The sequence below is a fragment of the Aeromonas sp. FDAARGOS 1402 genome, from assembly GCF_019046925.1.
GTDB classification, from domain to species: domain Bacteria; phylum Pseudomonadota; class Gammaproteobacteria; order Enterobacterales; family Aeromonadaceae; genus Aeromonas; species Aeromonas caviae.
In genome coordinates this window covers 131,284-152,474 of sequence record NZ_CP077201.1, presented here as the reverse complement: position 1 = coordinate 152,474, position 21,191 = coordinate 131,284, and the positions used below count along the sequence as shown (strand labels likewise).

Below are 21,191 nucleotides of genomic sequence, written 5' to 3'. Positions count from 1 at the left end.
AATGAAAGAGGGGACGCCGCGGCGTCCCCTCTTTTTTGTGCGCGGGTCCTGGTCTCAGGCCACGGCAACCAGCTTCTGCCTCTGGGCGCTGTCCAGGATCAGGATGCTCGCCTTGGGGAAGAAGTTGAAGGTGGACGCGGAGGCCCAGGTGTAGGCCCCCATCACCCGACCCACCACCAGCTCGCCGATCTCGAGATCCGGCAGCATGATGCTGTCGCGGATGACGTCCACGCTGTCGCAGGTGGGGCCGGAGAGCACCGCATTGTGCAGTTCGCCGTGGGCATAGGGCGTGCTCACCGGGTAGGTGACGTGGTCGTAGAGCTGGCCGTTGTAGCTGCCGTAGAGACCGTCATCCAGGTAGTACCAGATCTTGTCGCCGCGGTGGGCCTTGCCCATCACGCTGGAGACCGAGGTCATGGCCGGCGCGCTGATGAAGCGGCCCGGCTCGGCAATCTTCTGCACCGTGGCGGGCAGCTTGGCCAGGGCCTCGCGGATCGGGGCGCAGAAACCGTCGATGTCGAACTCGCCGCCGTCATAGTCCACCGGGAAGCCGCCGCCGATATCCAGCACCCAGGGCTTGAGTCCGAGCTCCCAGGCCTGCTCCATGATCTCGCGGCAGGCGTCGATGGCCTGCACGTGGCGACGGGCGTGGGGTACCTGGGAGCCGACGTGGAACGACAGCCCCATCACCTTGATCCCCTTGGCCTGGGCCAGTTGCAGCAACGGCAGTGCCTGCTCCGGGGTGCAGCCGAACTTCTTGGAGAGATCGACCTTGGTCTCGGGGTTGGGGAAGCTGACCCGCAGCAGCAGTTTCACTTCATCCTTGTAGGGCAGGAACTTTTCCAGCTCCAGCGGGTTGTCATAGACAAACACGGTGCAGCCGAATTCCAGGGCATAACGGATGTCGCTGTCACGCTTGATGGGATGGGTATGGATGCAGCGTCCCGGGCGAACCCCTTGGCTGCGCACCAGATCCACTTCGCCATTGGTGGCCAGATCGAAACAGGCCCCCTCTTCCTTCAAGACAGAGACCACCGCCTCGTGGGGCAGGGGCTTGAGTGCATAATGCAAGCGCACATCGGGCAGGGCGGCCGCCAGGGCCCGATACTGTTTGCGGACGGCTGCCTTGTCGAGCAGCAGCAGGGGGGAGCCGAATTGTTCAACCAACTGACGGTAATCTTGTGCGACCAGGGTCTCGTTCATTCTCTTTTGATAGTCCTTAGGGGGCGTGATATGCCCAAGCCATATGCGATTGAACCGGCGACGGCCGGCTCAGGCGAGCGGTCCGGAGGGACCCACCAGGCACATTGCATAACTCCCTTGCAAAGTGCTTAGTTATGCGCGGGATTATCGGCTTATTGAGTTTGTGTGCAAGCATTTTGATTGGATATGTCGGCAAGTTTTTCTGGTCGAGACGAAACAGGCTCTTGATACGGGAAGCGATCAGGGCCGTGATGGGGAGCACCCCCTAAGGGAGCTTGATAAGCTATTGATAGTTAACGAACTAATAACATCAGGCCTGGGGGTTGCGGCCAGGTAAAAAGGGGGCGCCGGGGCCAGGGAGTGCGAGACAGCTCACATTTTTTGGATTACCATGCCCGCTTCCTAATCCAAACTAGTTCGGATGAAGGTAGCAGGAGAGCGATGGGCAACCATCCACCGAAGAAGTGAATCTTTCAGGTACCGGGCAACCGGTGTGGACTGCTACTGGACGATACTCTGGAGAGACCCGTTGAATCGGGCGCCGAAGGAGCAAGGCACCGTGATTGCATCGCAATCTGGCGCCGGAAACTCTCAGGCAAAAGGACAGAGGGGATGGGATGGTTGTACCTGAGCTTGGAACTGTTCACGGTCTGTCACGAGAGGTCGTCAGCAAGGTAAAGAGCAGCGCAGGAACCGGAGTGTATGTAAATACATGAGCCTCTCGGTCCCAGATAAGCGAGCTGCGCATAACCCTTGATCACGACCTCGCAGCAAGAGTGTGAACACGTTTTTGGCCCGCATCCGATCGCCTCTGGCCGATCGCGACACCTATGGGAAGATCATCCTTCTCCTCCTTAATCGTTGTTTTTTAAGGAGGATGCATGTCATCAATTCAATCGGCGCTCGCCGCCATCGATAGCTTTATCTGGGGTCCCCCCCTGCTGATCCTGCTGGTCGGGACCGGTATCTATCTCACCTGGCGATTGGGTCTGCTTCAGATCGTGCGTTTGCCGCTGGCCCTCAAGCTGGTCTTTGGCCGCGATCAGGGGCAGGGCAAGCAGGGGGATGTCTCCAGCTTTGGTGCCCTGTGCACCGCCCTCTCCGCCACCATAGGCACCGGCAACATCGTCGGGGTCGCCACCGCCATCAAGCTGGGCGGCCCCGGCGCCCTGTTCTGGATGTGGATGGCTGCCCTGTTCGGCATGGCCACCAAGTACGCCGAGTGCCTGCTGGCGGTGAAATATCGCCAGCAGGACGCCAACGGCCAGATGGCGGGTGGCCCCATGTACTATCTGGAGAAGGGGCTCGGCTCCAGGCCGCTCGCCAAGCTGTTTGCCCTGTTCGGCATCGGCGTCGCCTTTTTCGGCATCGGTACCTTCCCCCAGGTCAACGCCATCAGTGATGCCATGAGCCTCTCCTTCTCGGTACCCCGTGAAGTGACCGCCGTGGTGCTGACCCTGATCGTGGCGCTGGTGACCCTGGGGGGCATCCAGTCCATCTCCAGCGTGTCGAGCAAGGTGGTGCCCTTCATGGCCATCTTCTACATCGTCGCCTGTGCCGGGGTGCTGGTGAACAATGCAGGCGCCCTGCCCGATGCGGTCATGCTGGTGATCGGGAGCGCCTTCACCGGCCATGCGGCCACCGGCGGCTTCGTCGGCGCCGGCATCATGCTGGCGATCCAGTCCGGGGTGGCGCGCGGGGTCTTCTCCAACGAGTCGGGGCTGGGCTCGGCCCCCATCGCGGCGGCGGCGGCCAAGACCGATTCCTGCGTGGAGCAGGGGCTGGTCTCCATGACCGGCACCTTCATCGACACCCTCATCATCTGTACCATGACCGGCCTGACGCTGGTGGTGACCGGGGTGTGGAGCGGCGATGCAAGCGGTGCGGCCATGACCAGTCTGGCCTTTACCCAGGGGTTGGATGCCCATGTGGGCCAGTATCTGGTGAGCATCGGCCTCCTGTTCTTCGCCTTTACCACCATCCTTGGCTGGAACTACTACGGCGAGCGCTGCACCGAGTACCTGTTCGGGGTGAAGGCGATCAAACCCTACCGCCTCATCTATCTGGTGCTGGTGGCGAGCGGTGCCTTCCTCCATCTGGACCTGATCTGGCTCTTGGCCGACATCGTCAACGGCCTGATGGCGGTGCCCAACCTCATCGGCCTCATCGGCCTGCGCCACGTGGTGATTGCCGAGACCCGCGCCTACTTCAGCCGCGACCGGGATACGGAATCCGAGCCCGAGCCGCAGACGGCCTGATGAGAAGCGGGCCTGCGGGAAGTCCTGTCACCTGGCTCCTGTCCATGGTGTCAACCGGGATCCGGGCTGGGATGGCAAAACCCGGGGCTTGATCCCGGCTCCTCTGACAATATCTGTGCGAAATACGCAAAAGCCACGACGCTCATCGTGGCTTTTTTGCATTTTACGCAATGAATGGCGGCGCTTGTCACCCAAAGAGGGTCAGGGGGAGGGAATATCTCCGGTGAGCCGCTGCGCCAGCGCCCTGCTCACCCGGCTCACCAGGGCCGCCTCATCCCCCTGCCAGCCAATGGCGTGGGCCAGGGTGGTGGAGGTGCCCGGAGCAAAGCGCAGCTCGCCCCCGGCCAGTTCGTAGAAGCGGCTCGCCATCCGGGTGCCCTCGTCCACATCCCCCGCCACCAGCAGCATGGCCTGGGCCAGCACGGCGCCGTCGTGATCCCGGCCCGGCGCCAGCCAGCGCTGGGCTGTGCCGGTCACCTTGCGCCCTCCGATCACCAGGTTGTACTGGCCGTCGCAAAACGAGCCGGGCACGAAGTCGTAGCTGCCCGCAAGACCGTGTTCCTCCAGCAGGGCGAGCAGGGGCGCCCCCAGCAGCCGGTAGTAGTGGGCCAGATCCGTGGTGGTGCGGGGCAGCATGAGGGAGAGGTTGAGGATGCCGGCGCCGTGGGGCACGGCGGTGCCGCCGCTGTCGCGCACGAACACCGGCCAGTCCTCGGCGGCCAGCTGCTCGCAGGCTGCCTGGTAGCGGGGCAAACGGGTATCCTTGCGGGTGACGATGAGGCATTGGGGGCCCTGCCAGAGGAGGGCTCTGGGCTCGCCGTCACCGGCGCACTCCCGCAGCCAGCGCTGCTCCTCGGCCAGGATCTGGTCGGGTGTCTGGTGGGCGGGCGGCGGGGGCAGCAGGGTATAAGGCATGAGAGGCATCCTTTGGCAGAGGCTGCCAAGCACAGTACGCGCGGGGGCAAACAAGGTAAAGCCCCGCATGGCGGGGCTTTGGTGCAAGGATGGCGGAGTGTCAGGCCTGTGCGGCGGCGCGCCTGGGCAGCAGCAGATTGAGCAGGATGGCGGTGAGGCCGCCGGTGGCGACGCCGTAGGAGAGCACGCTCCTGGCCAGCTCCGGCAGGTGTTGCAGCACCTCGGGCACCTGGGCCACTCCGAGACCCATGGCGAGCGACACCGCCAGGATCATCAGGGCGCGGCGGTCCAGCTCCTCCCGGGAGATGATGCGCACCCCGGCGGCGGCGATGGTGCCGAACATGACGATGGTGGCGCCGCCGAGCACGGGCTCGGGGATCTGTTGTACCAGACTCGCCACCGCCGGGAACAGGCCGAGCAGGGCCAGCATGGCGGCGATGAAGAGGCCGACGTGGCGGCTGGCCACACCGGTCAGCTGGATGACGCCGTTGTTCTGGGCGAAGGTGGACATGGGGAAGGTGGAGAAGACCGCCGCCAGCATGGAGTTGGCGCCATCGGCCAGCACGCCCCCCTTGATCCGCGCCATGTAGACCGGCCCTTCCAGCGGCTCGCCGGAGATGTCGGAGGTGGCGGTCATGTCGCCGATGGCTTCCAGCGCCGTCACCACGAAGATGATGGCGAGCGGCACGAACAACTGCCAGTCAAAGCCGAGCCCGTAGTGGAGCGGAACAGGCACCATCACCAGGGGGCCGTCGAAGGTGGGGGCTGCCACCTTGCCCAGCAGCAGCGCCACCGCATAGCCCGCCAGCATGGCGATCATGATGGCGGAGAGGCGCAGCCAGGGATTGCGACTGCGCTGCATCAGCACGATGAGGCCGAGTACCAGCAGGGAGAGAAAGAGGTTGGTGTGGCTGGCGAAGCTGCCGTCCGCCAGGGCGCCATAGCCGCCCCCCATGCTGATGAGCCCTACCTTGATGAGGGTCAGGCCGATGAGCAATACCACGATGCCGGTCACCAGCGGGGTGATGATCCGTTTGACCAGGTGCAGGAAGCGGCTCATGACGACGATGGTGAGGGCCGCTGCCAGCATGGTGCCGAACAGGGTGCCCAGCAGATCCTCGGTGGGCATGGCTGCCTGCTTGAGGGCGAGGCCGGAGGCGATGATGGGACCGAGGAAGTTGAAGCTGGTGCCCTGTACCGAGAGCAGGCCGGAACCGAGGGGGCCGAAACGGCGGGTCTGGATGAAGGAGGCGATGCCGGACATGACCAGGGACATGGAGACGATGTAGCGGGTGTCGTCGGCGGGGAGGCCGAGGGCATTGGCGATGATGAGGGGCGGGGTGATGATGGCGACAAACATGGCGAGCATATGCTGCAGGGCGGCGAACAGGGTCTGGGGCAAGGGTGGGACATCCTCGATGCCGTAGACCAGTTCGCTGTGGGCTCGCCTGGGGGGATGGGCCTCTCGGATGGCGCTTGGGGCGGCAGCCTGTTCCATAAATACCTCGAATGTGTGGGGGAAGGGGAGAAAATTGGGCGCTATTTTAGTGATTGGCATCGCGCTTTCCAGCGCTAATTGAGCGCAAACTCGTTTATTTCCTGATGGGTTGAAACGTTTTCCTGTGGCGATTAAGATCCGCCGGTTTGTGTGAGACCGATCCCTCACAAAGGGGAGGGAGGCTGATGCATCAGGATGGGGACGGTGTAGAATGAGCCCTCGGTTCGAAGATGGAGACTCTGGATGCTGAAGCTGTCGGAGTTCTGGAGTGCCCGCGCCCACTCCGAAGATTTTACCCTGACCCGGATGGGCTTCATGACGGTGCGGCTGCGGCTGCTCACCTGTCTGCTGATGGCGGGGCTCCCGAGCTGGGCCCTGGTGGACTGGCTGACCCTGCCAGCCATCCAGTTCGAGGCGCTGTTCCAGGTCAGGATCTTCTGCCTGCTGGCCCTCTCGCCCCTCATCCCCCTCTCCTATCTCATCCACTTCAAGCGCGAGCGCATGAAGCTGGCGCTGGGCTACCTGATGGCGGTGATGATGCTCTTCTCCCTCATCTGCCTGCACAGCTTCGGCGCGGATCAGGAGATGCAGGCGGGCTACATGGCCTTCCCCTATCTGCTCATCAGCCTGTTCGCCATCTTCCCCATTCCCCTCTCCCTCAGCCTGCAACTGGCGGGGGGCATTCTGGCCACCATGCTGGCGGGCAACTGGCTGCTGGTGGGCCAGCCTCTTTGGAGCGTGCAGACCCTCAACCAAGTCTGGCTGCTGGGGCTCTTTGCCATCGCCAGCGCCTGGGTGCAGTGCGGCCAGCTCAACATGCTGCTGCAACTCTATCGGGAATCCACCACGGACGAGCTGACCGGCATGATGAACCGCCGCCTGCTGATGAAGCAGCTCGAGAAGGCGAGGGCCGCCATGATCCGCAAACAGGCCCCCTTCGCGGTGCTGCTGCTGGATCTGGACCGCTTCAAGCGCATCAACGACACCTTCGGCCATCTGGCGGGGGATGCGGTGCTCAAGGAGGTGGCGGCCACCCTGTCGGAGCAGCTGGAGCCCGGCATGGTGCTCGGGCGTTACGGCGGGGAGGAGTTTGCCATCCTGTTGCCCGGTTGCACGGATCTGGCACAGGCCAAGCGGGTGGCGGAGCGGCTGCGGGTCGCGGTGGAGACGCGGTTGGTGAAAAGCCCCACCTCCGACGAGCTGCTGGAGGTGACGGTGAGCATCGGTCTGACCCTGGCCCAGCGTGGCGAGGGGGTGGAGGATCTGCTCAACCGGGCGGACGAGTGCCTCTACATGGCCAAGATGGCGGGTCGCAACTGCGTGGTGGCCGAGGCCGGCAAACCCGCTGGCGATGCTGGGCGCACAAAAACGGATGCCGCCTGAGGGCGGCATCCGGTGATGACGGGGCTGGCGTCAGGCCAGGGTGTATTTGCCGGAGAGCTGCTGGGCCAGCAGCTTGAACATGTTGAACACCGCCATGGTCTTGCCGGTCGGGGTGCCGTCCTCTGCCAGGAAGAACTCCCCCTTGAACACCAGAATGTCCCCCTTCTGCTCCACCGAGTCGGCGCGCATGCCGTGGATGAAGTCCTCGTGTTCACGAATGATCTTGTTGGCCATCTCCAGCAGGGCAGTCTCGGTGATCCGCTCTTTTTGTGGTTGCATGCTCGTCTCCTTAAACGACTACTGGGCAGGGGCACAAGGGTCGGCATGGCCGGCGCACCCCGCCTCTGATTGAAGAGGGGGCCAGCATACTGCAAAGCGGGATTTTCTGTCATTGATATGACCCCGCATTTTCCCGCTTTGCGCTCTTCCCTTATCCCAGCACCAGATTGCGCAGCCAGCGCCGCTGGCGAATGCGGCGCTGCACCAGCAGCACCTTGGAGAGCTCCTCCAGCAGGACCACCGCCACCACCCAGGAGAGGGGCCAGCCCAGCAGGCTGACCGCCACCCAGGCCAGCGGCAGGCCGATGCACCACATGCCGACGATGTCGATGAAGATGCTGTAGTTGACGTCCCCCCCCGAGCGCAGCACCCCGACGATCCCCACCATGTTGAACACCTTGAGCAGCATGCCGAGGCACATGATGGCGAGCACCTGGCCGGCCTCAGTCATCAGCTCGCCCGGTAGGTTGCCGACCCATTGCAGCAGGCTGCCCTGCATCAGCCAGACGGCGGTCCCCACCAGCAGGGCGCCGACGGGGGCAAGCAGCAGGAAGAGCTGGGAGTGCTGCCAGGCCTCGTCATACTCCTCTGCCCCGAGCCGGTGACCGAGCAGGGTGGAGCAGGCCACCGCCAGCCCGAAGAAGAGGGAGATGAGGATGCTCTCCAGCGTGCCGAGGGTGGTCATGATGGCCAGGGCGTCGGTGCCGAGGTGCGCGTAGAGGAAGCCGTAGAGCAGCATGCCGAAGGCCCAGAGCCCGTCGTGCAGCAACAGCGGCAGGGCGATCAGGGTGAAGCGCACCACCTCCTTGCGCCTGAAGGCGGCGAGCCAGTCTTGCTTGCGCGGGATGAGACGGGGCTCGGCACGCCACACATAGGCAAGCAGCAGCGCGGTCTGCAGCAGGCGCGAAAGGGTGGTGCCCCAGGCGGAACCGGCTACTCCCATGGCCTCGGCGCCGAAATGGCCGAAGATGAGGGCATAGTTGAGGATGACGTTGGCGATGATGGCGATGATGCCGATGCGGGTCGGCGCCGCGGCATTGCCCACCGAGCGCAGGGCCGACTCCAGGGGCACCACCACGGCGGTGCAGAGGATGGTGGCGCCGGTGATCATCAGGAACTCGTCGGCCAGCTCGCGCAGCGCGGGCTCCTGGCTGGCAAACCCGAGCACGCTGCCCGGTGAGAGCACATAGACGAGGGCAAAGGGCAGGCTCACCGCCAGGGCGCCCACCAGGGCCAGGGCCAGGGAGCGGCGCACCCCGGCCATCTCGCCACGGCCGAAATATTGTGCCGCCAACACCGAGACCCCGCCCGAGAGCCCCGCTATCACCAGCAGATTGAAGAAGAAGACCCGGTTGCCCAAGCCGACCGCCGCCACAGCCGTGGTGCCGAGCTGGCTCACCATCATGATGTCGATGAGGCCGAGCAGGGAGAACATCATGGATTGCAGCGAAACCGGCAGGGCCAGTCGCCACAGTCGCGTCATGAACTCGCGATCGGTGGTTTGTTTTAAAATCGCTTGCCAATAATTCATTTATGTTAACCGGGTTGGTAAAAATCAGGGTTTGTCGTGGGTATGATAGGGGTGATATCGGGAGGCTTCACTGTGAGCCTCTCTCGGCTTTCTTGTGCAAAACTATCCTGTTGAGGTGCTATGCCATTTATCAGCGAGTGTCTGGAAATCGCCCCGGCCTGCGAAGAGCGGATGCTGGGACGCGAAGGGCTGCCCCTGCTTGGGGAGGCAGGCGTCTTCCTGACCGGCCTCTCGACGATACGGGAGCACTACCTTATCCGCCGCAACCGACCGGAGTTTCATATCCTGATGGTGAGCCATGACGAGGGGGGCGCCCTGCTCACCGATGGCGGGGAGCAGCCCATCCCGGCGGGAGCCCTGGTCTTTCTCCCGGCCGCCGTGCCGGGGGGCCTCAGGCTGGTGGGGGAAGCCTGGCATACCAGTTGGATCCTGCTGGACGACGTGCCGCGCTGGCAGCATCTGCACCGGCTTGGCCATCGCATCTGGCAGGGGGAGGAGGGGGAGCAGCTCTACCACCTGCTCAGCCTGATGCAGGGGGAGGGAATACGTTCGCCGCTCCAGCCCCAGCTGCTGAGCCTGCTGCTGGCGCTCTTGGAGCGGACCCTGCAGGGGGAGGTGCGCGGCACGCCGGAGTTGCGGCTACAGGCGCTGTTTCGGCGGGTGGAGGCACGTCTGGACGAGCCCTGGAGCGTGGCCCTGCTGGCCGACCAGATGGCCTGCTCGGTGCCCCATCTGCACCGGCTCTGCCAGCAGGTGTTCGGCATGGGCCCCATGGCCTGGCTCACCGGGCTTCGCATGAACAAGGCGCGCCAGTTGCTGCTCTACACCAACTGGCCGCTGGCCGAGCTGGCGGCCCGGGTCGGATACAGCGACGGCGCCAACTTTGCCAACCGTTTTCGGCGTCTGACGGGTCAGACTCCGGGGGCCTTTCGTCGACTGGGTCGCAAACCTTTCGCAAGGGAGGTGCAAACCCTTTGAAATTGTTGGCTCAAGCCCATAGGATCGACGGGCCACACAGTCAAGGTACCGATCCATGTTTGAAGATAATAATCAGAAACGTCCCCTCTACATTCCCTACGCAGGTCCAGCCCTGCTGGAGACGCCGTTGCTCAACAAGGGCAGCGCCTTCACCAGCGAAGAACGCAGCAGCTTCAATCTGGAAGGTCTGCTGCCCCAGAACATCGAAACCATCGAAGAGCAGGCAGAGCGTGCCTATCGCCAGTTCATGGCGTTTGGCAACGACATGGACAAGCACATCTATTTGCGCAACATCCAGGATACCAACGAAACGCTCTTCTACCGCCTGCTGAACAACCACCTCACCGAAATGCTGCCGGTCATCTACACCCCGACGGTCGGCAAGGCGTGCGAGGAGTTCTCCAACATCTATCGTCGTGCCCGCGGCCTCTTCATCTCCTATCCGGACAAGGACAGGATCGATGACATGCTGCAAAACGCCACCAAGCAGAACGTCAAGGTGATCGTGGTCACCGATGGCGAACGCATCCTGGGCCTCGGGGATCAGGGCATCGGCGGCATGGGCATTCCCATCGGCAAGCTCTCCCTCTACACCGCCTGTGGCGGCATCTCCCCGGCCTACTGCCTGCCGGTGGTGCTGGATGTGGGCACCAACAACCAGCAGCTGCTGAACGACCCCTTCTACATGGGGTGGCGCCATCCGCGCATCTCCGGCGAAGAGTACGACGAGTTCGTCGACGCCTTCATTCAGGCGGTCAAGCGCCGCTGGCCGGACATCCTGCTGCAGTTCGAGGATTTCGCCCAGGGCAATGCCACCCCGCTGCTCAACCGCTACAAGGATGAGCTGTGCTGCTTCAACGATGACATTCAGGGGACCGCCGCGGTGACCCTGGGCAGCCTCATCGCCGCCTGCAAGGCCTCCGGTGCCAAGCTCTCCGAGAAGCGGGTCGCCTTCCTCGGGGCGGGCAGTGCCGGGTGCGGCATCGCCGAGCAGATCGTGGCGCAGATGAAGGCCGAAGGGCTGACCGACGCCGAGGCGCGGGGCCGGGTCTTCATGGTGGACCGATTCGGTCTCATCACCGACAAGATCCCCAACCAGCTCGACTTCCAGCGCAAGCTCTCCCAGCCGATCGAGCGGATCAAGGAGTGGCCGGTGGGGGACAACATCTCCCTGCTGGAGGTGATGGAACACGGTCGCCCGGACATCCTGATCGGGGTCTCCGGCCAGCCGGGTCTGTTTACCGAAGAGGTGGTCAAGACCATGCACAAGCACTGTGCCCGTCCCATCATCTTCCCGCTCTCCAACCCCACTTCCCGGGTGGAAGCCACCCCGGCGGATCTCATTCGCTGGACCGACGGCCAGGTGCTGGTCGCCACCGGCAGCCCGTTCGCACCGGTGGAGTACAAGGGCAAGCGCTACGTCATCGCCCAGTGCAACAACTCCTTCATCTTCCCGGGGATCGGCCTTGGGGTGATCGCCTCCGGTGCCAACCGGGTGACCGATGCCATGCTGATGTCGGCCAGCCGCGCCCTGGCGGATTGTTCACCCCTGGTGAAGGGGGAAGAGGGCTCCTTGCTGCCGGATCTGGCGGACATCCATCAGGTCTCCCGCTACATCGCCAAGATGGTGGCCAAGACCGCCATGTTGCAGGGCAAGGCGGTGCAGACCCCCGATGATGTGATCGATCAGGCCATCGAGGCGAACTTCTGGCGCCCCGAGTACCGCCGCTATCGTCGTACTTCCTTCTGATCCCAAGGGGACAGACATGCAGAAGGGATGCCTCGGCATCCCTTTTTTGTGCACGGCTGTGAAGGAAGAGGAGGTTATTGTGCCGGTTGCTCGGCGGGGGCGGGCTCGGCGGGATTGCTGACACCGGTGACCCGGATTTCGACCCGGCGATCCGGGGCCAGGCAGTCGATGAGGGCAGCCCTGGCCTTGATGGCATCACACTGGGTGCCGGTGACCGGGTTGCTCTCGCCATTGCCCTGGATGCTCACCTTGTCTGCGGGCAGCCCCTTGCCAATCAGGAAGTTGGCGACCGTGCTTGCACGGGCCTCCGACAGTGCCTGGTTGTTGGCATCCGAGCCGATGCGGTCGGTGTAGCCCATCACCATGGCGTTGCCATCCTTGGGTTTGACGTCGACGATCTGCTGGTAGAGGGCGTCGAGTGCCTGCATCCCCTCCGGTTTGAGCTCCGCCTTGCCAAAGGCAAACAGCACATCCGAACTCAGGTTGAAGGTCTGATCCACCGGCTCGGGAGCCGGGGGCGGCGGTGCCACGACCAGAGGCGCGGCCACCGGCACTGCGGCGAGGGTGCGATTGGGGTGAAGCACCAGCTCGATGGTGGCGGTACTGATGTCGCTGACCCAGCGTTTGGTACCGCTGCCCACCTTGTCGTTGTCAGGATCGTCCCCGACTCGCACCATGTAGCGGTAGCGGGTCTGGATGTCTACCCAGTCGCTCAGTCTGGCGGTCAGGCCCAGACCCGCCAGGGGAGCAAGATTGTCATCTCCCCCGTTGACGGAGTCGACGTGATAGAGATAACCGCCCCCTTCGGCAAAGACAGAGAAGATGTCCCCCAGGGGCAAACGGCCAATGACCGAAAGGGTGGCCCCCTTGCTGTTGAAGTCCTGGCCGGCAATATCCCAGTCACCGGTGGAGAGGTAGCCGAGCTCTGCCCCCAGATTCTCGTTGTAGTTGTAGCCGACAAAGGCGTTGATGGCGGTTGCGTCCTTGCCGACGTCCTGGCTGAAATCATCGATGTCATGGGCAAAGGCCCAACCACCCCCAGCCCCCACATACCAGTCGTGAACAGGTGCCGCCTGGGCGGCACTCGTCGCCAGTGCCAATGCAATCCACACAGGTTTCAGTCTTATGTTCATCGCGTATCCTCGTCGATGTTGGGTGTTATAGGGCTCCCAGCCCTTTGCTATGTATAGCCAACATTATGTATAGGCGATGTGAGCGCTTTAACCATTTAAGTGACGCATCTGTATGGAGAATCGGTGGGGCAGGCAGGTGGGCAGCCCGCGTTGGTGGTGCCGTGCGGGCATTAAAAAAGGGGCCGGAATGGCCCCTTTTTGCAACAGGTGGTCAACCTCTTATTGCTGCACTTCCTGTACGCCGGTGACGCGCACTTCGACGCGGCGATCCGGTGCCAGGCAGGCGATCAGCTGAGCCTTGGCCTTGATGCCGTCACACTGGGTACCGGTGACCGGGTTGGCTTCACCACGACCTTCGATGGATACCTTGCCAGCCGGCAGACCCTTGCCAACCAGGAAGTCGGCCACGGTGCGGGCACGGGCTTCAGACAGCTTCAGGTTGTAGGCATCGGAGCCGATGCGGTCGGTGTAACCCACCACCACGGCGCTGCCATCTTTCGGCTGGACGTCGACGATCTGCTGATACAGGGTGTTGAGCGCAGCAGCCCCTTCCGGCTTCAGGGTGGATTTGCCGAAGGCAAACAGCACGTCCGAGCTCAGGGAGAAGTTCTTGTCGACCATGACGGGTTCGGGAACCGGCTCGGGAGCCGGTGCCGGGGCCGGTGCCACATAGGTGGTGCGGTTCGGGTGCATCACCAGTTCCAGGGTGGCGACGCTCATGTCGGTTTTCCAGGTTTTCTGATCGTCACCCAGATCCCACATGTAGCGGTAGCGGGCCTGCAGGTCGATAAGGTCGGAGAGCTTGGCAGTCAGACCCAGACCCGCCAGCGGCGAGGTCCCGTTGTCGCTCTGGCCGTTGCCGTTGACGTGGTTGAAGTAGGCACCCCCTTCGGCGAAGACGGAGAAGATGTCATTCATGGGCAGGCGTGCGATACCGGACAGGGTGGCACCCTGGGTCTTGAAGTCGACGCCATCGACGCCAGCCTTGCCGGCATAGAGATAGCCGAGCTCGGCGGCAAAGTTCTCGGTGAAGTTGTAACCGCCGAACAGGGAGAGCGCGGTGGCGTCCTTGTCAGCATCCTGGCCGAAGGTATCCAGGTCGTGGCCATAGGCCCAACCTGCACCCATACCCGTGTACCAGTCGTCGGCCGCCTGAGCGGTGGTGGTTCCCATGGCTGCAATGGCCAGAGCAATCAGGGTTGGTGCCATTTTCATTTTCATCGTTTTATCCTCGTTGAGTTGCCGTGCTATGGGCGTACTGCGCACTCTTTGTTATACCGGTCGCAGATGACACTTCATGTGCGACACCGTGAGCGGATCACGGACGGCTTGAATAAAAAATGGATGGAAACCTGGATTCTCATGAAGCTGTTTCTCCATGGACAACTAACCGGGCACTGAGCACTTTTAATAGTTCATCCAATGTCTTACAAGCGTTGCTACTGTATTCTTTTGAATCAGCGTGATCAAGTTTCTGCACAGATATGCAGCGCCGACACCGGTGTCGCGGGGCCGCAATACGGGGGTAAAGGGGAGAAAAGGTGAGACAGAGAGTGTCGCTGGGGGGAGGAGAGAGACAGCAAAAGGGGATGCCGTGGCATCCCCTTTTTTACGTTACCTGAGCGAAGTCAGATTACTTTTGAACTTCTTGTACGCCGGATACGCGAACTTCTACGCGACGGTCCGGAGCCAGGCAGGAGATCAGCTGAGCCTTGGCCTTGACGCCGTCACACTTGGTGCCGGTGACCGGGTTGGCTTCGCCGCGACCTTCGATGGCAACCTTGCTGGCAGCCATACCCTTGCTGACCAGGAAGTTGGCAACGGTGCGGGCACGAGCTTCAGACAGCTTCTGGTTGTAAGCGTCGGAACCGATACGGTCGGTGTAACCAACAACAACGGCGTTGCCGTCTTTCGGCTGGAACTCAACGATTTGCTGGTACAGAGCGTTCAGGGCTTGCACGCCTTCGGCCTTCAGGCTGTCTTTGCCAAAGGCGAACAGCACGTCGGAGTTCAGGGCGAAGTTCTTCTCAACGATTTGCGGAGCCGGGGCCGGTGCTTCTTCAACAACCGGGGCCGGAGCAGGCGCTACGTAGGAAGTACGGAACGGGTGGTAAACGGCTTCCAGGGTCGCAACGCTCTGGTTGGACTTGTAGCGTACGTTGTCGGCGTGCAGGTCAGCCACGTCCCACATGTAGCGGTAGCGAGCTTGCAGATCCAGCGCGTCGTTGACCTTGTAGGTCACACCGGCACCGGCCAGCGGGGATACTTTGGTATCGCTGGTGCCCAGACCGTCGGTGTGGCCCCAGTAGGCGCCAGCTTCACCGAACAGGGAGAAATCGTTGCCCAGCGGCAGACGAGCGATACCGGACAGGGTGGCACCCTGGCTCTCGTAACGGTTGCCGTCGGTGTTGCCACGGCCGGTGTACTGGTAGCCCAGCTCGGAACCGAAGTATTCGTTGAAGTTGTAACCAACGAAGGCATTGGCAGCAGCCGCATCTTCTTCGCCAACGTTCACGCCTTCGATCTTGTTCAGACCGTTGAAGTGAGTTGCACCAACACCGGCGCCGAAGTAGATGTCGTCAGCGGCGTGAGCTGCAGTTGCACCCATGGTGGCCATAGCGATGGCGATCAGGGAAGGAGCCATTTTCATCATAAAATAATCCTCGTTGAGATGGCACGTTGTTCACGTGCTTCGCACTTTGTAATTTATGTAAGCTGCTGGCTCTGTCGACCAACGACGTTGGTGCGAACAGGGATCCTAGATCCATCCAGGAGGCACATATCTGGGTGCACAAGTGCGCGGGTTGCACTGTCGACAATGCATACTCCGCCACGAACAGCCGACGTCATTCCGATGACGTGGCGCACTTTATGCCCATTTCAAAACATGATCAAGCTCACAGATAAGGGATGGGGCAAATTGTGTCGTAGGGATAACTAGCTGTTTCTTGGGATTTATTAGTGATCCAAGTAGGCGCGATGCAGTTTCTTCTCAAGCTTCATATAAGCCTCAGCCCAAGCGTGCCGCGGGGTGGCGTCACCCGCCCTGACCGAGAGGACAGCAAGATAGTCCGCCTCAGTTGCTTCGCACAGCAAGGGTGTGAAACTGAGCAAGAAGTGACGGGCGAGGTAGGGATCGAGAGGCCAGATGTTGAGGATGGCCCGCGCCACGGGCTGGACGGCGGTGGAGCAGATGAAGTGCCGATGACCCGCTTCCAGCCATTGGGCCATCTCGGCGAGGCTTTCTTCCGGCACGATGCCGCCATCGCCTTTCTCCCTGGCCAGCGTCATCGTATGACCATTGCCCAGTGCCAGGGTGCCGTTTTCTGCCACGACGCCGTCGTGGCTGCGCAGGGGAAGCGTCGCCTGGCCTTCAAGATAGAGGCTGCAGCTGTCCGGGAGGGCCGCCAGCACGGTGGTGGCGTCCCCCTGCATGGCCATGGGCAACCAGAACGCTTCGGCCCGGGTCTGCAGACCCTGGGCGAGCTGACGGGGGAGGGAGTCCGGGTCGGAATGAAGACGGGAAATGATGCCGGGAAATGCCATGTTGATGACTCTCTTGAAAATAACCGGCGAATTATACGAGGGATGGCCGGGCAACAAGAAAGGTTTCTTTTCGAGACTGTTTACCTGAGGCGACGCAGCGATTACCATCCCCGAGGTTTGTGAAGGGTTGTCGTCGAAAGACGCTGATTATAGATAGAGGCTCGACCATAACGAGTCCGTTCAAAACTGATACACTTGACTACGAGTCGTCGCGAAAAATAAAGGTGGAGTCAATCCGCCGAACGGAGTATGGAACACATGAATTCAAATATCGTAACTGTTGGCAAGAAGATCCGTCAGATCCGCGAAGCGGTAGGCCTGAGCCGTCCCAAGTTTGCCGATCTGCTGGGCGTCCCCCCAACCACCCTGAAGAACTATGAACTGGGTTACCGTGAAGTCGGAGGCGCCTTCCTGGTTGCCCTGGCCCACCACCCCGATCTGCACAAGTTCACCCTCTGGCTGCTGGCTGACAAGAAAGTCGCCGAAATCGGCCAGATCGGTCCGGACGATATTGCCAAGGCTTGATTCAGTTCAACCTTGATAAAAATGCCGCCCTCGAGGCGGCATTTTTTATTTGTCAAAATGGATGATTATTTAATTATATAATGGGTTGTGTGCGGTCAACGGCGATTTTCACTAAATCATCTTGTCGGGCTGGATTAATCCACGGAACACTCCGACCCTTTTAATTCAGGCGGTGATCCACACAGCGAGACAACGATGAGCCAATCCATTACCAAAGCCCGAGATGGGTTTACCAGCACCTTTGGCGTGCTGGCCGCGACCCTGGGGTCTGCCGTCGGTCTCGGCAATATCTGGAAGTTTCCCTATCTGACCGGTGAGAACGGTGGCGCCGGTTTTCTGCTGGTCTATGTCATCGCCACCCTGCTGGTGGGATTGCCGGTGATGATCTCCGAGATCATGCTGGGGCGCGAGGCCAGGACGGATGCGGTCAGCGGGCTCATCAAGCTGGCTCCGAAGGGGCAACCCTGGTGGCTGATCGCCGCCATGGGGGTGAGCGCGGCCTTCCTCATCATGTCGTTCTACTCCGAGGTGGCGGCCTGGGTGTTTGCCTACATCTTCAAGGCGGCCAGCGGCGAGATCCTCTCCACCGATCCCGCCGTCACGGGTGCTGCCTTCAATTCACTCATCACGGATCCCTTGCAGAGTCTGCTCTGGCAGTGGCTGGTGCTGGCCCTGATGGGGGGGATCTTGCTGATGGGGGTCTCCAGGGGGATCGAAGCGGTCACCAAGCGGTTGATGCCACTGCTCTTCATCCTGCTGCTGGTGATAGGCGTGCGCAGCCTGACTCTGCCCGGAGCAAGCGAAGGACTGCATTTCCTGTTCTCGCCGGATTTCTCCAAGGTGACCGCAGGCGTCGTGCTGACGGCCATGGGGCTGGCGTTCTTCAAGCTCTCCATCGGGATGGGTTGCATGATGACCTATGGCAGCTACTTTCGGGACGATCAGCACATCCCTCTCACCACGGTACGGGTGATGTGCGCGGATCTCTTCGTCTCCATGCTGGCGGGGATCGCCATCTTCCCGGCGGTCTTTGCCTTTGGCTTCGAGCCGAGCGCAGGCCCCTCCCTGCTGTTCATCACCATACCCGCGGTCTTTGCCAGCATCCCGTTTGGACACCTCTTCATGGTGCTCTTCTTCGTGCTCTCCGCCATCGCAGCCACCGGGGCCATGCTCTCCATCCTGGAGGTGCCGGTCTCGGTGCTCTCCGAGCGCTTTCACATGAGCCGCACAAGGGCGACCCTGATCAACCTGTTGGTGCTGGGGGCGGTCGGCTCGACCTGTGCGCTCTCGAGCAGCACGCTGGCGGATGTGCAGGTTGGCGGGAAAACCTTCTTCGATCTGTTCGACTTCGTCTCTTCCAACGTGCTGATGCCCCTTGGCGGCATCTTCCTCTGCCTCTTTGTGGGCTGGGTATGGGGATTCGAGCGGATGACGACGGCGCTGACCAATGGAGGCAAGCTGGCGCTGCCCATCCTTAGCCCCCTGTTTTTCATCATCCGCTATGTGTCGCCGCTGCTGATCCTGGTGGTGATGCTCAAGGGGCTGGGGCTGTTCTGAGGCGCGTCGCCCGAAACAAAAAAGCGCCTATTGGCGCTCTTTTTGTCTTTTACCCCGATATGCCTTCATATCAGGCAGAGTCGTGACAGCTCCTCCTTGAGCTGCTCCAGGTTGCGCTCGACACAGGCTTCCCCCTCGTTGATGGCGTCGCTCGCGCGGTGAAAATCCATGATGGAGAGGTTGCCAAGGCGCGGGCAGAGCTGGATCTCGGGGGGATCCCCGGCCATCCGGGCACGGGTGATGCGCTCCTGCATGATGTTGATGGAGCCCGTCATCACCCCCCACATGCCGGGGGTACTGGGTTCGCGCTCGCCCCGGTTCAACCACTGGCTGAGCAGCCCCCCCTGCACGGGCTCGTCCGGTTCGTCGGTCCAGGGCTGGTGCATGTCGGTGTTGAGGTTGACGGCGATCACCACCTCGGCTCCCATGGCGCGGGCCAGGGAGATGGGGACCGGGTTGACCACGGCCCCGTCTACCAGCCAGCGATCCTCCACCCGGGTCGGGGTGAGCAGGCCGGGCATGCCGCAAGAGGCGCGCACACACTGGCGAAGCGGCCCTTCCTGCAACCAGATCTCGCGGCCGGTATCGAGTTCGGTGGCGACGCAGGCAAAGGGCAGCGGCAGGCTTTCGATGGCGGGATCCCCCAGATGGCCGGCGGCGATGCCAAATACCTTGTCACCGCGAAACAGGCCACCGGAGAGGGCAGGATCGAGCAGCCCCATGACCTGCAGGCGGCTGAAGCCGCGCACCCAGCTCTCCAGCTTGTCCAGTTCACCAGCGGCATAGGCGGCGCCGACAAAGCTGCCGATGGAGCAGCCAGCCACCAGATCCGGCTTGACGCCCAGTCGCTCCAGGGCACGGATGATGCCGATGTGGGCCCATCCTCGGGCCGCACCGCTACCCAGGGCCAATCCCAGACGGGGTTTTCGTGACACAGTTGCGTCTCCTGACATGAAGTGGGAGTCCAGCTTACTCCGGCTTCTCCTGTCCGTCATCCCGCCACGCTTCGCTGCGATTGCGGCCGTCGGCCTTGGCCTGATAGAGGGCGATATCGGCGCGGCGGATCACCTCCTGCAAGGAGATGGCCGGTGATTGACGACAGTGGCCCAGGCTGACGGTCACCTTCAGCTCGGCCGCGATGGCGCTCCAGGGATGCTCTGCTATGCACAGGCGAAGCCGCTCGGCCAAAGGGGCCAGAGGGATCGCTTCATCGGTGACGAGCAGCAGGAACTCCTCGCCGCCCCAGCGGATCAGGTGGCACTCCCGTGTCAGCAGGGACTGGCAGAGCTGCACCAGACGGATGAGTACCTGATCGCCCACCCCGTGGCCGAAACGGTCGTTGACCTGTTTGAAGTGATCGCAGTCAAACATGATGGCGCCGATGCGTTGGCGGCCTGCCAGGGCCTGGCGGTGTTCGAAGGCATCGAAGTAGTGGCGGTTGAAGGCGCTGGTCAGGGCATCGTGGCGCGACAGGTAGTTGAGGCGCCGGTTGAGGCGCTGGGCACGCAGGCTGGAGACGGTCGCCACCACCAGACAGAGAATGGTGATGAGCGCCGTCGCCGATTGCCACAACAGCGTCTGCAGCAGAGGCTGCAGCGGGATGCGATGGATGAGGGAGAGCGGTGTCTCCGGGATGGGATAGACGAGCTGCAAGGCGCCCTGTTGCCACTCATATTCCGCTGACTGCGCCGTCCTGACCGGGGGGGGCGCGGTACCGGACTGGCTGCTGGCGAGGATCTGCTGATGGGCGTTGAGCAGGAACAGGGTGCCAATCCGGGGGGCGAGGCGGTGCAGGGTCTGCGCCAGCGTGACGGTCTGGATGTCGATGCTGAGCAGGCCAATGATCTGGCCGCCCTGGGTAATGGGCTGAGAGAGGGTGATCATCTGCCCCCGTCCGGCAAAATCCTGGTAGGGGCGCGAGAGCATGGCGTGCTCCAGGTGGGGATGCCTGGCCATCGCCTCCTGCCAGTAGGCCTTGCTGTAAATCACGGGATCGAAGCGAAACTGGCTGGATGGCACCCAGGGATAGAGGTAGATGAAATTGTCCGTACCGGTGAAGTAGATCCAGGCCACGTCCCTGTCCAGCAGCTTGCTGGCCGTGGCGAGCAGGGGGGAGAGGCTGAGGGCGAGATGTATTCTGGCTTGCCGCTCGCTGCCGTCGTGGGGCAGCGGGCCCTGCCCGGTCAGGTTGCCGATGAGGGCAGGGGGCAGATCGACGGGGATGCGATCCAGGTTGATGCCGTGCTCCCCGTCGGATTGCAGCGCCTGATAGAGCTGGCGAGAGAGCACGGACTGAGGATTGCTGCGCAGGCGCTCCTCCGCCTGGCCGCGCATGGCCTCAAGGAAGGTCTCCATCCGCTGGTGCTGGCTGCTGAGCTGGGTCGCGGCGTTGATGGTGTCACGCTTGTTGATCTCGGTAACCTGGCGAAACGCATGTTGCAGGGCGAGCAGCAACAGCAGCAGGCCGAGGCCCAGCAGCAGCCACTGCAATCGGTATCTGGCAAAGGCGAGGGAGGGAATGGACATGGGCGTACCGGAAGATGGCGAGAGTCGGCATCAGTGTAAGGCAGAACCCTGACGCGCGTGCCGACAAGATGCGTTTTTGATGATCTTCTCACCGGACTGTTACGTTTTG

At 62.3% G+C, this 21,191-nt stretch carries 17 protein-coding genes and 1 riboswitch; of the genes, 6 read left to right on the top strand and 11 right to left on the bottom strand.

All coding sequences use genetic code 11. The annotated features are described in order from the left end of the window. Window positions 1–54: 54 nt before the first annotated feature. A complete protein-coding gene (locus I6L32_RS00660; RefSeq protein WP_216944514.1) occupies window positions 55–1,203 on the bottom strand; it encodes a type III PLP-dependent enzyme in 1,149 nt (382 codons plus the stop codon). A gap of 506 nt (window positions 1,204–1,709) precedes the next feature. Beyond that, window positions 1,710–1,820: riboswitch (glycine riboswitch) on the top strand. 264 nt (window positions 1,821–2,084) lie between these two features. On the opposite strand from I6L32_RS00660, the gene I6L32_RS00655 reads away from it, so the two are divergent. After that, window positions 2,085–3,461: a sodium:alanine symporter family protein gene (locus tag I6L32_RS00655; protein ID WP_216944513.1), complete on the top strand. Its 1,377-nt coding sequence runs from the start codon at window positions 2,085–2,087 to the stop codon at window positions 3,459–3,461. A 201-nt stretch (window positions 3,462–3,662) separates the two neighbouring features. Here the strand turns inward: I6L32_RS00655 and I6L32_RS00650 are convergent, their stop codons facing one another. Both I6L32_RS00650 and I6L32_RS00645 read right to left on the bottom strand, forming a co-directional pair. Then, on the bottom strand, window positions 3,663–4,376 hold the full coding sequence (locus tag I6L32_RS00650) for a protein ligase (RefSeq protein ID WP_128342527.1): 714 nt from the start codon (window positions 4,374–4,376) through the stop codon (window positions 3,663–3,665). A gap of 100 nt (window positions 4,377–4,476) precedes the next feature. Continuing rightward, window positions 4,477–5,874 (bottom strand): nucleobase:cation symporter-2 family protein, encoded by a 1,398-nt coding sequence (locus tag I6L32_RS00645; protein ID WP_124244459.1) that lies wholly within the window; start codon window positions 5,872–5,874, stop codon window positions 4,477–4,479. Between the two features lie 243 nt (window positions 5,875–6,117). Between I6L32_RS00645 and I6L32_RS00640 the strand changes: the two genes are divergently transcribed. After that, entirely contained in the window at window positions 6,118–7,257 is a 1,140-nt protein-coding gene (locus I6L32_RS00640) for a diguanylate cyclase (protein ID WP_216944512.1), read from the top strand. A gap of 30 nt (window positions 7,258–7,287) precedes the next feature. On the opposite strand, the gene I6L32_RS00635 is transcribed toward I6L32_RS00640, so the two are convergent. Continuing rightward, entirely contained in the window at window positions 7,288–7,536 is a 249-nt protein-coding gene (locus I6L32_RS00635) for a YciN family protein (RefSeq protein ID WP_010673495.1), read from the bottom strand. Window positions 7,537–7,687: 151 nt separating this feature from the next. Then, window positions 7,688–9,067, bottom strand: coding sequence for an MATE family efflux transporter (locus I6L32_RS00630; RefSeq protein ID WP_041213343.1), 1,380 nt, complete (start codon window positions 9,065–9,067; stop codon window positions 7,688–7,690). 120 nt (window positions 9,068–9,187) lie between these two features. Here I6L32_RS00630 and I6L32_RS00625 point away from each other — a divergent pair, with 120 nt between their 5' ends. After that, the gene (locus I6L32_RS00625; protein ID WP_041213342.1) at window positions 9,188–10,045 is read left to right on the top strand and encodes an AraC family transcriptional regulator; all 858 of its coding nucleotides are present in this window, start codon (window positions 9,188–9,190) and stop codon (window positions 10,043–10,045) included. A gap of 55 nt (window positions 10,046–10,100) precedes the next feature. Next, window positions 10,101–11,795: an NAD-dependent malic enzyme gene (locus tag I6L32_RS00620; RefSeq protein ID WP_010673498.1), complete on the top strand. Its 1,695-nt coding sequence runs from the start codon at window positions 10,101–10,103 to the stop codon at window positions 11,793–11,795. A gap of 74 nt (window positions 11,796–11,869) precedes the next feature. On the opposite strand, the gene I6L32_RS00615 is transcribed toward I6L32_RS00620, so the two are convergent. From I6L32_RS00615 to I6L32_RS00600, 4 genes are all read right to left on the bottom strand, one after another. Beyond that, window positions 11,870–12,928 carry an OmpA family protein gene (locus I6L32_RS00615; protein WP_216944511.1) on the bottom strand — a complete coding sequence of 353 codons (1,059 nt, stop codon included), beginning with the start codon at window positions 12,926–12,928 and terminating at the stop codon, window positions 11,870–11,872. A 219-nt stretch (window positions 12,929–13,147) separates the two neighbouring features. Further along, window positions 13,148–14,149, bottom strand: coding sequence for a porin OmpA (gene ompA / locus I6L32_RS00610; RefSeq protein WP_039039303.1), 1,002 nt, complete (start codon window positions 14,147–14,149; stop codon window positions 13,148–13,150). 412 nt (window positions 14,150–14,561) lie between these two features. Further along, the gene (gene ompA, locus I6L32_RS00605; RefSeq protein WP_010673501.1) at window positions 14,562–15,581 is read right to left on the bottom strand and encodes a porin OmpA; all 1,020 of its coding nucleotides are present in this window, start codon (window positions 15,579–15,581) and stop codon (window positions 14,562–14,564) included. Window positions 15,582–15,886: 305 nt separating this feature from the next. Continuing rightward, window positions 15,887–16,474 carry a hypothetical protein gene (locus I6L32_RS00600; RefSeq protein WP_103244459.1) on the bottom strand — a complete coding sequence of 196 codons (588 nt, stop codon included), beginning with the start codon at window positions 16,472–16,474 and terminating at the stop codon, window positions 15,887–15,889. Between the two features lie 258 nt (window positions 16,475–16,732). On the opposite strand from I6L32_RS00600, the gene I6L32_RS00595 reads away from it, so the two are divergent. Beyond that, the gene (locus I6L32_RS00595) at window positions 16,733–16,999 is read left to right on the top strand and encodes a DNA-binding transcriptional regulator (protein WP_010673503.1); all 267 of its coding nucleotides are present in this window, start codon (window positions 16,733–16,735) and stop codon (window positions 16,997–16,999) included. Between the two features lie 195 nt (window positions 17,000–17,194). Next, window positions 17,195–18,556 carry a sodium-dependent transporter gene (locus tag I6L32_RS00590; protein ID WP_102948779.1) on the top strand — a complete coding sequence of 454 codons (1,362 nt, stop codon included), beginning with the start codon at window positions 17,195–17,197 and terminating at the stop codon, window positions 18,554–18,556. Between the two features lie 65 nt (window positions 18,557–18,621). Here the strand turns inward: I6L32_RS00590 and rssA are convergent, their stop codons facing one another. Both rssA and I6L32_RS00580 read right to left on the bottom strand, forming a co-directional pair. Further along, the gene (gene rssA / locus I6L32_RS00585; RefSeq protein ID WP_029313973.1) at window positions 18,622–19,491 is read right to left on the bottom strand and encodes a patatin-like phospholipase RssA; all 870 of its coding nucleotides are present in this window, start codon (window positions 19,489–19,491) and stop codon (window positions 18,622–18,624) included. Window positions 19,492–19,525: 34 nt separating this feature from the next. After that, window positions 19,526–21,082 carry a sensor domain-containing diguanylate cyclase gene (locus I6L32_RS00580; protein WP_216944510.1) on the bottom strand — a complete coding sequence of 519 codons (1,557 nt, stop codon included), beginning with the start codon at window positions 21,080–21,082 and terminating at the stop codon, window positions 19,526–19,528. Window positions 21,083–21,191 lie beyond the last annotated feature (109 nt).

Coding starts and splice junctions, on each gene's coding strand:
- I6L32_RS00660 (WP_216944514.1), bottom strand. CDS start 1,203: ATGAACGAGACCCTGGTCGCACAAGATTACCGTCAGTTGGTTGAACAA.
- I6L32_RS00655 (WP_216944513.1), top strand. CDS start 2,085: ATGTCATCAATTCAATCGGCGCTCGCCGCCATCGATAGCTTTATCTGG.
- I6L32_RS00650 (WP_128342527.1), bottom strand. CDS start 4,376: ATGCCTTATACCCTGCTGCCCCCGCCGCCCGCCCACCAGACACCCGAC.
- I6L32_RS00645 (WP_124244459.1), bottom strand. CDS start 5,874: ATGGAACAGGCTGCCGCCCCAAGCGCCATCCGAGAGGCCCATCCCCCC.
- I6L32_RS00640 (WP_216944512.1), top strand. CDS start 6,118: ATGCTGAAGCTGTCGGAGTTCTGGAGTGCCCGCGCCCACTCCGAAGAT.
- I6L32_RS00635 (WP_010673495.1), bottom strand. CDS start 7,536: ATGCAACCACAAAAAGAGCGGATCACCGAGACTGCCCTGCTGGAGATG.
- I6L32_RS00630 (WP_041213343.1), bottom strand. CDS start 9,067: ATGAATTATTGGCAAGCGATTTTAAAACAAACCACCGATCGCGAGTTC.
- I6L32_RS00625 (WP_041213342.1), top strand. CDS start 9,188: ATGCCATTTATCAGCGAGTGTCTGGAAATCGCCCCGGCCTGCGAAGAG.
- I6L32_RS00620 (WP_010673498.1), top strand. CDS start 10,101: ATGTTTGAAGATAATAATCAGAAACGTCCCCTCTACATTCCCTACGCA.
- I6L32_RS00615 (WP_216944511.1), bottom strand. CDS start 12,928: ATGAACATAAGACTGAAACCTGTGTGGATTGCATTGGCACTGGCGACG.
- ompA (WP_039039303.1), bottom strand. CDS start 14,149: ATGAAAATGAAAATGGCACCAACCCTGATTGCTCTGGCCATTGCAGCC.
- ompA (WP_010673501.1), bottom strand. CDS start 15,581: ATGATGAAAATGGCTCCTTCCCTGATCGCCATCGCTATGGCCACCATG.
- I6L32_RS00600 (WP_103244459.1), bottom strand. CDS start 16,474: ATGGCATTTCCCGGCATCATTTCCCGTCTTCATTCCGACCCGGACTCC.
- I6L32_RS00595 (WP_010673503.1), top strand. CDS start 16,733: ATGAATTCAAATATCGTAACTGTTGGCAAGAAGATCCGTCAGATCCGC.
- I6L32_RS00590 (WP_102948779.1), top strand. CDS start 17,195: ATGAGCCAATCCATTACCAAAGCCCGAGATGGGTTTACCAGCACCTTT.
- I6L32_RS00580 (WP_216944510.1), bottom strand. CDS start 21,082: ATGTCCATTCCCTCCCTCGCCTTTGCCAGATACCGATTGCAGTGGCTG.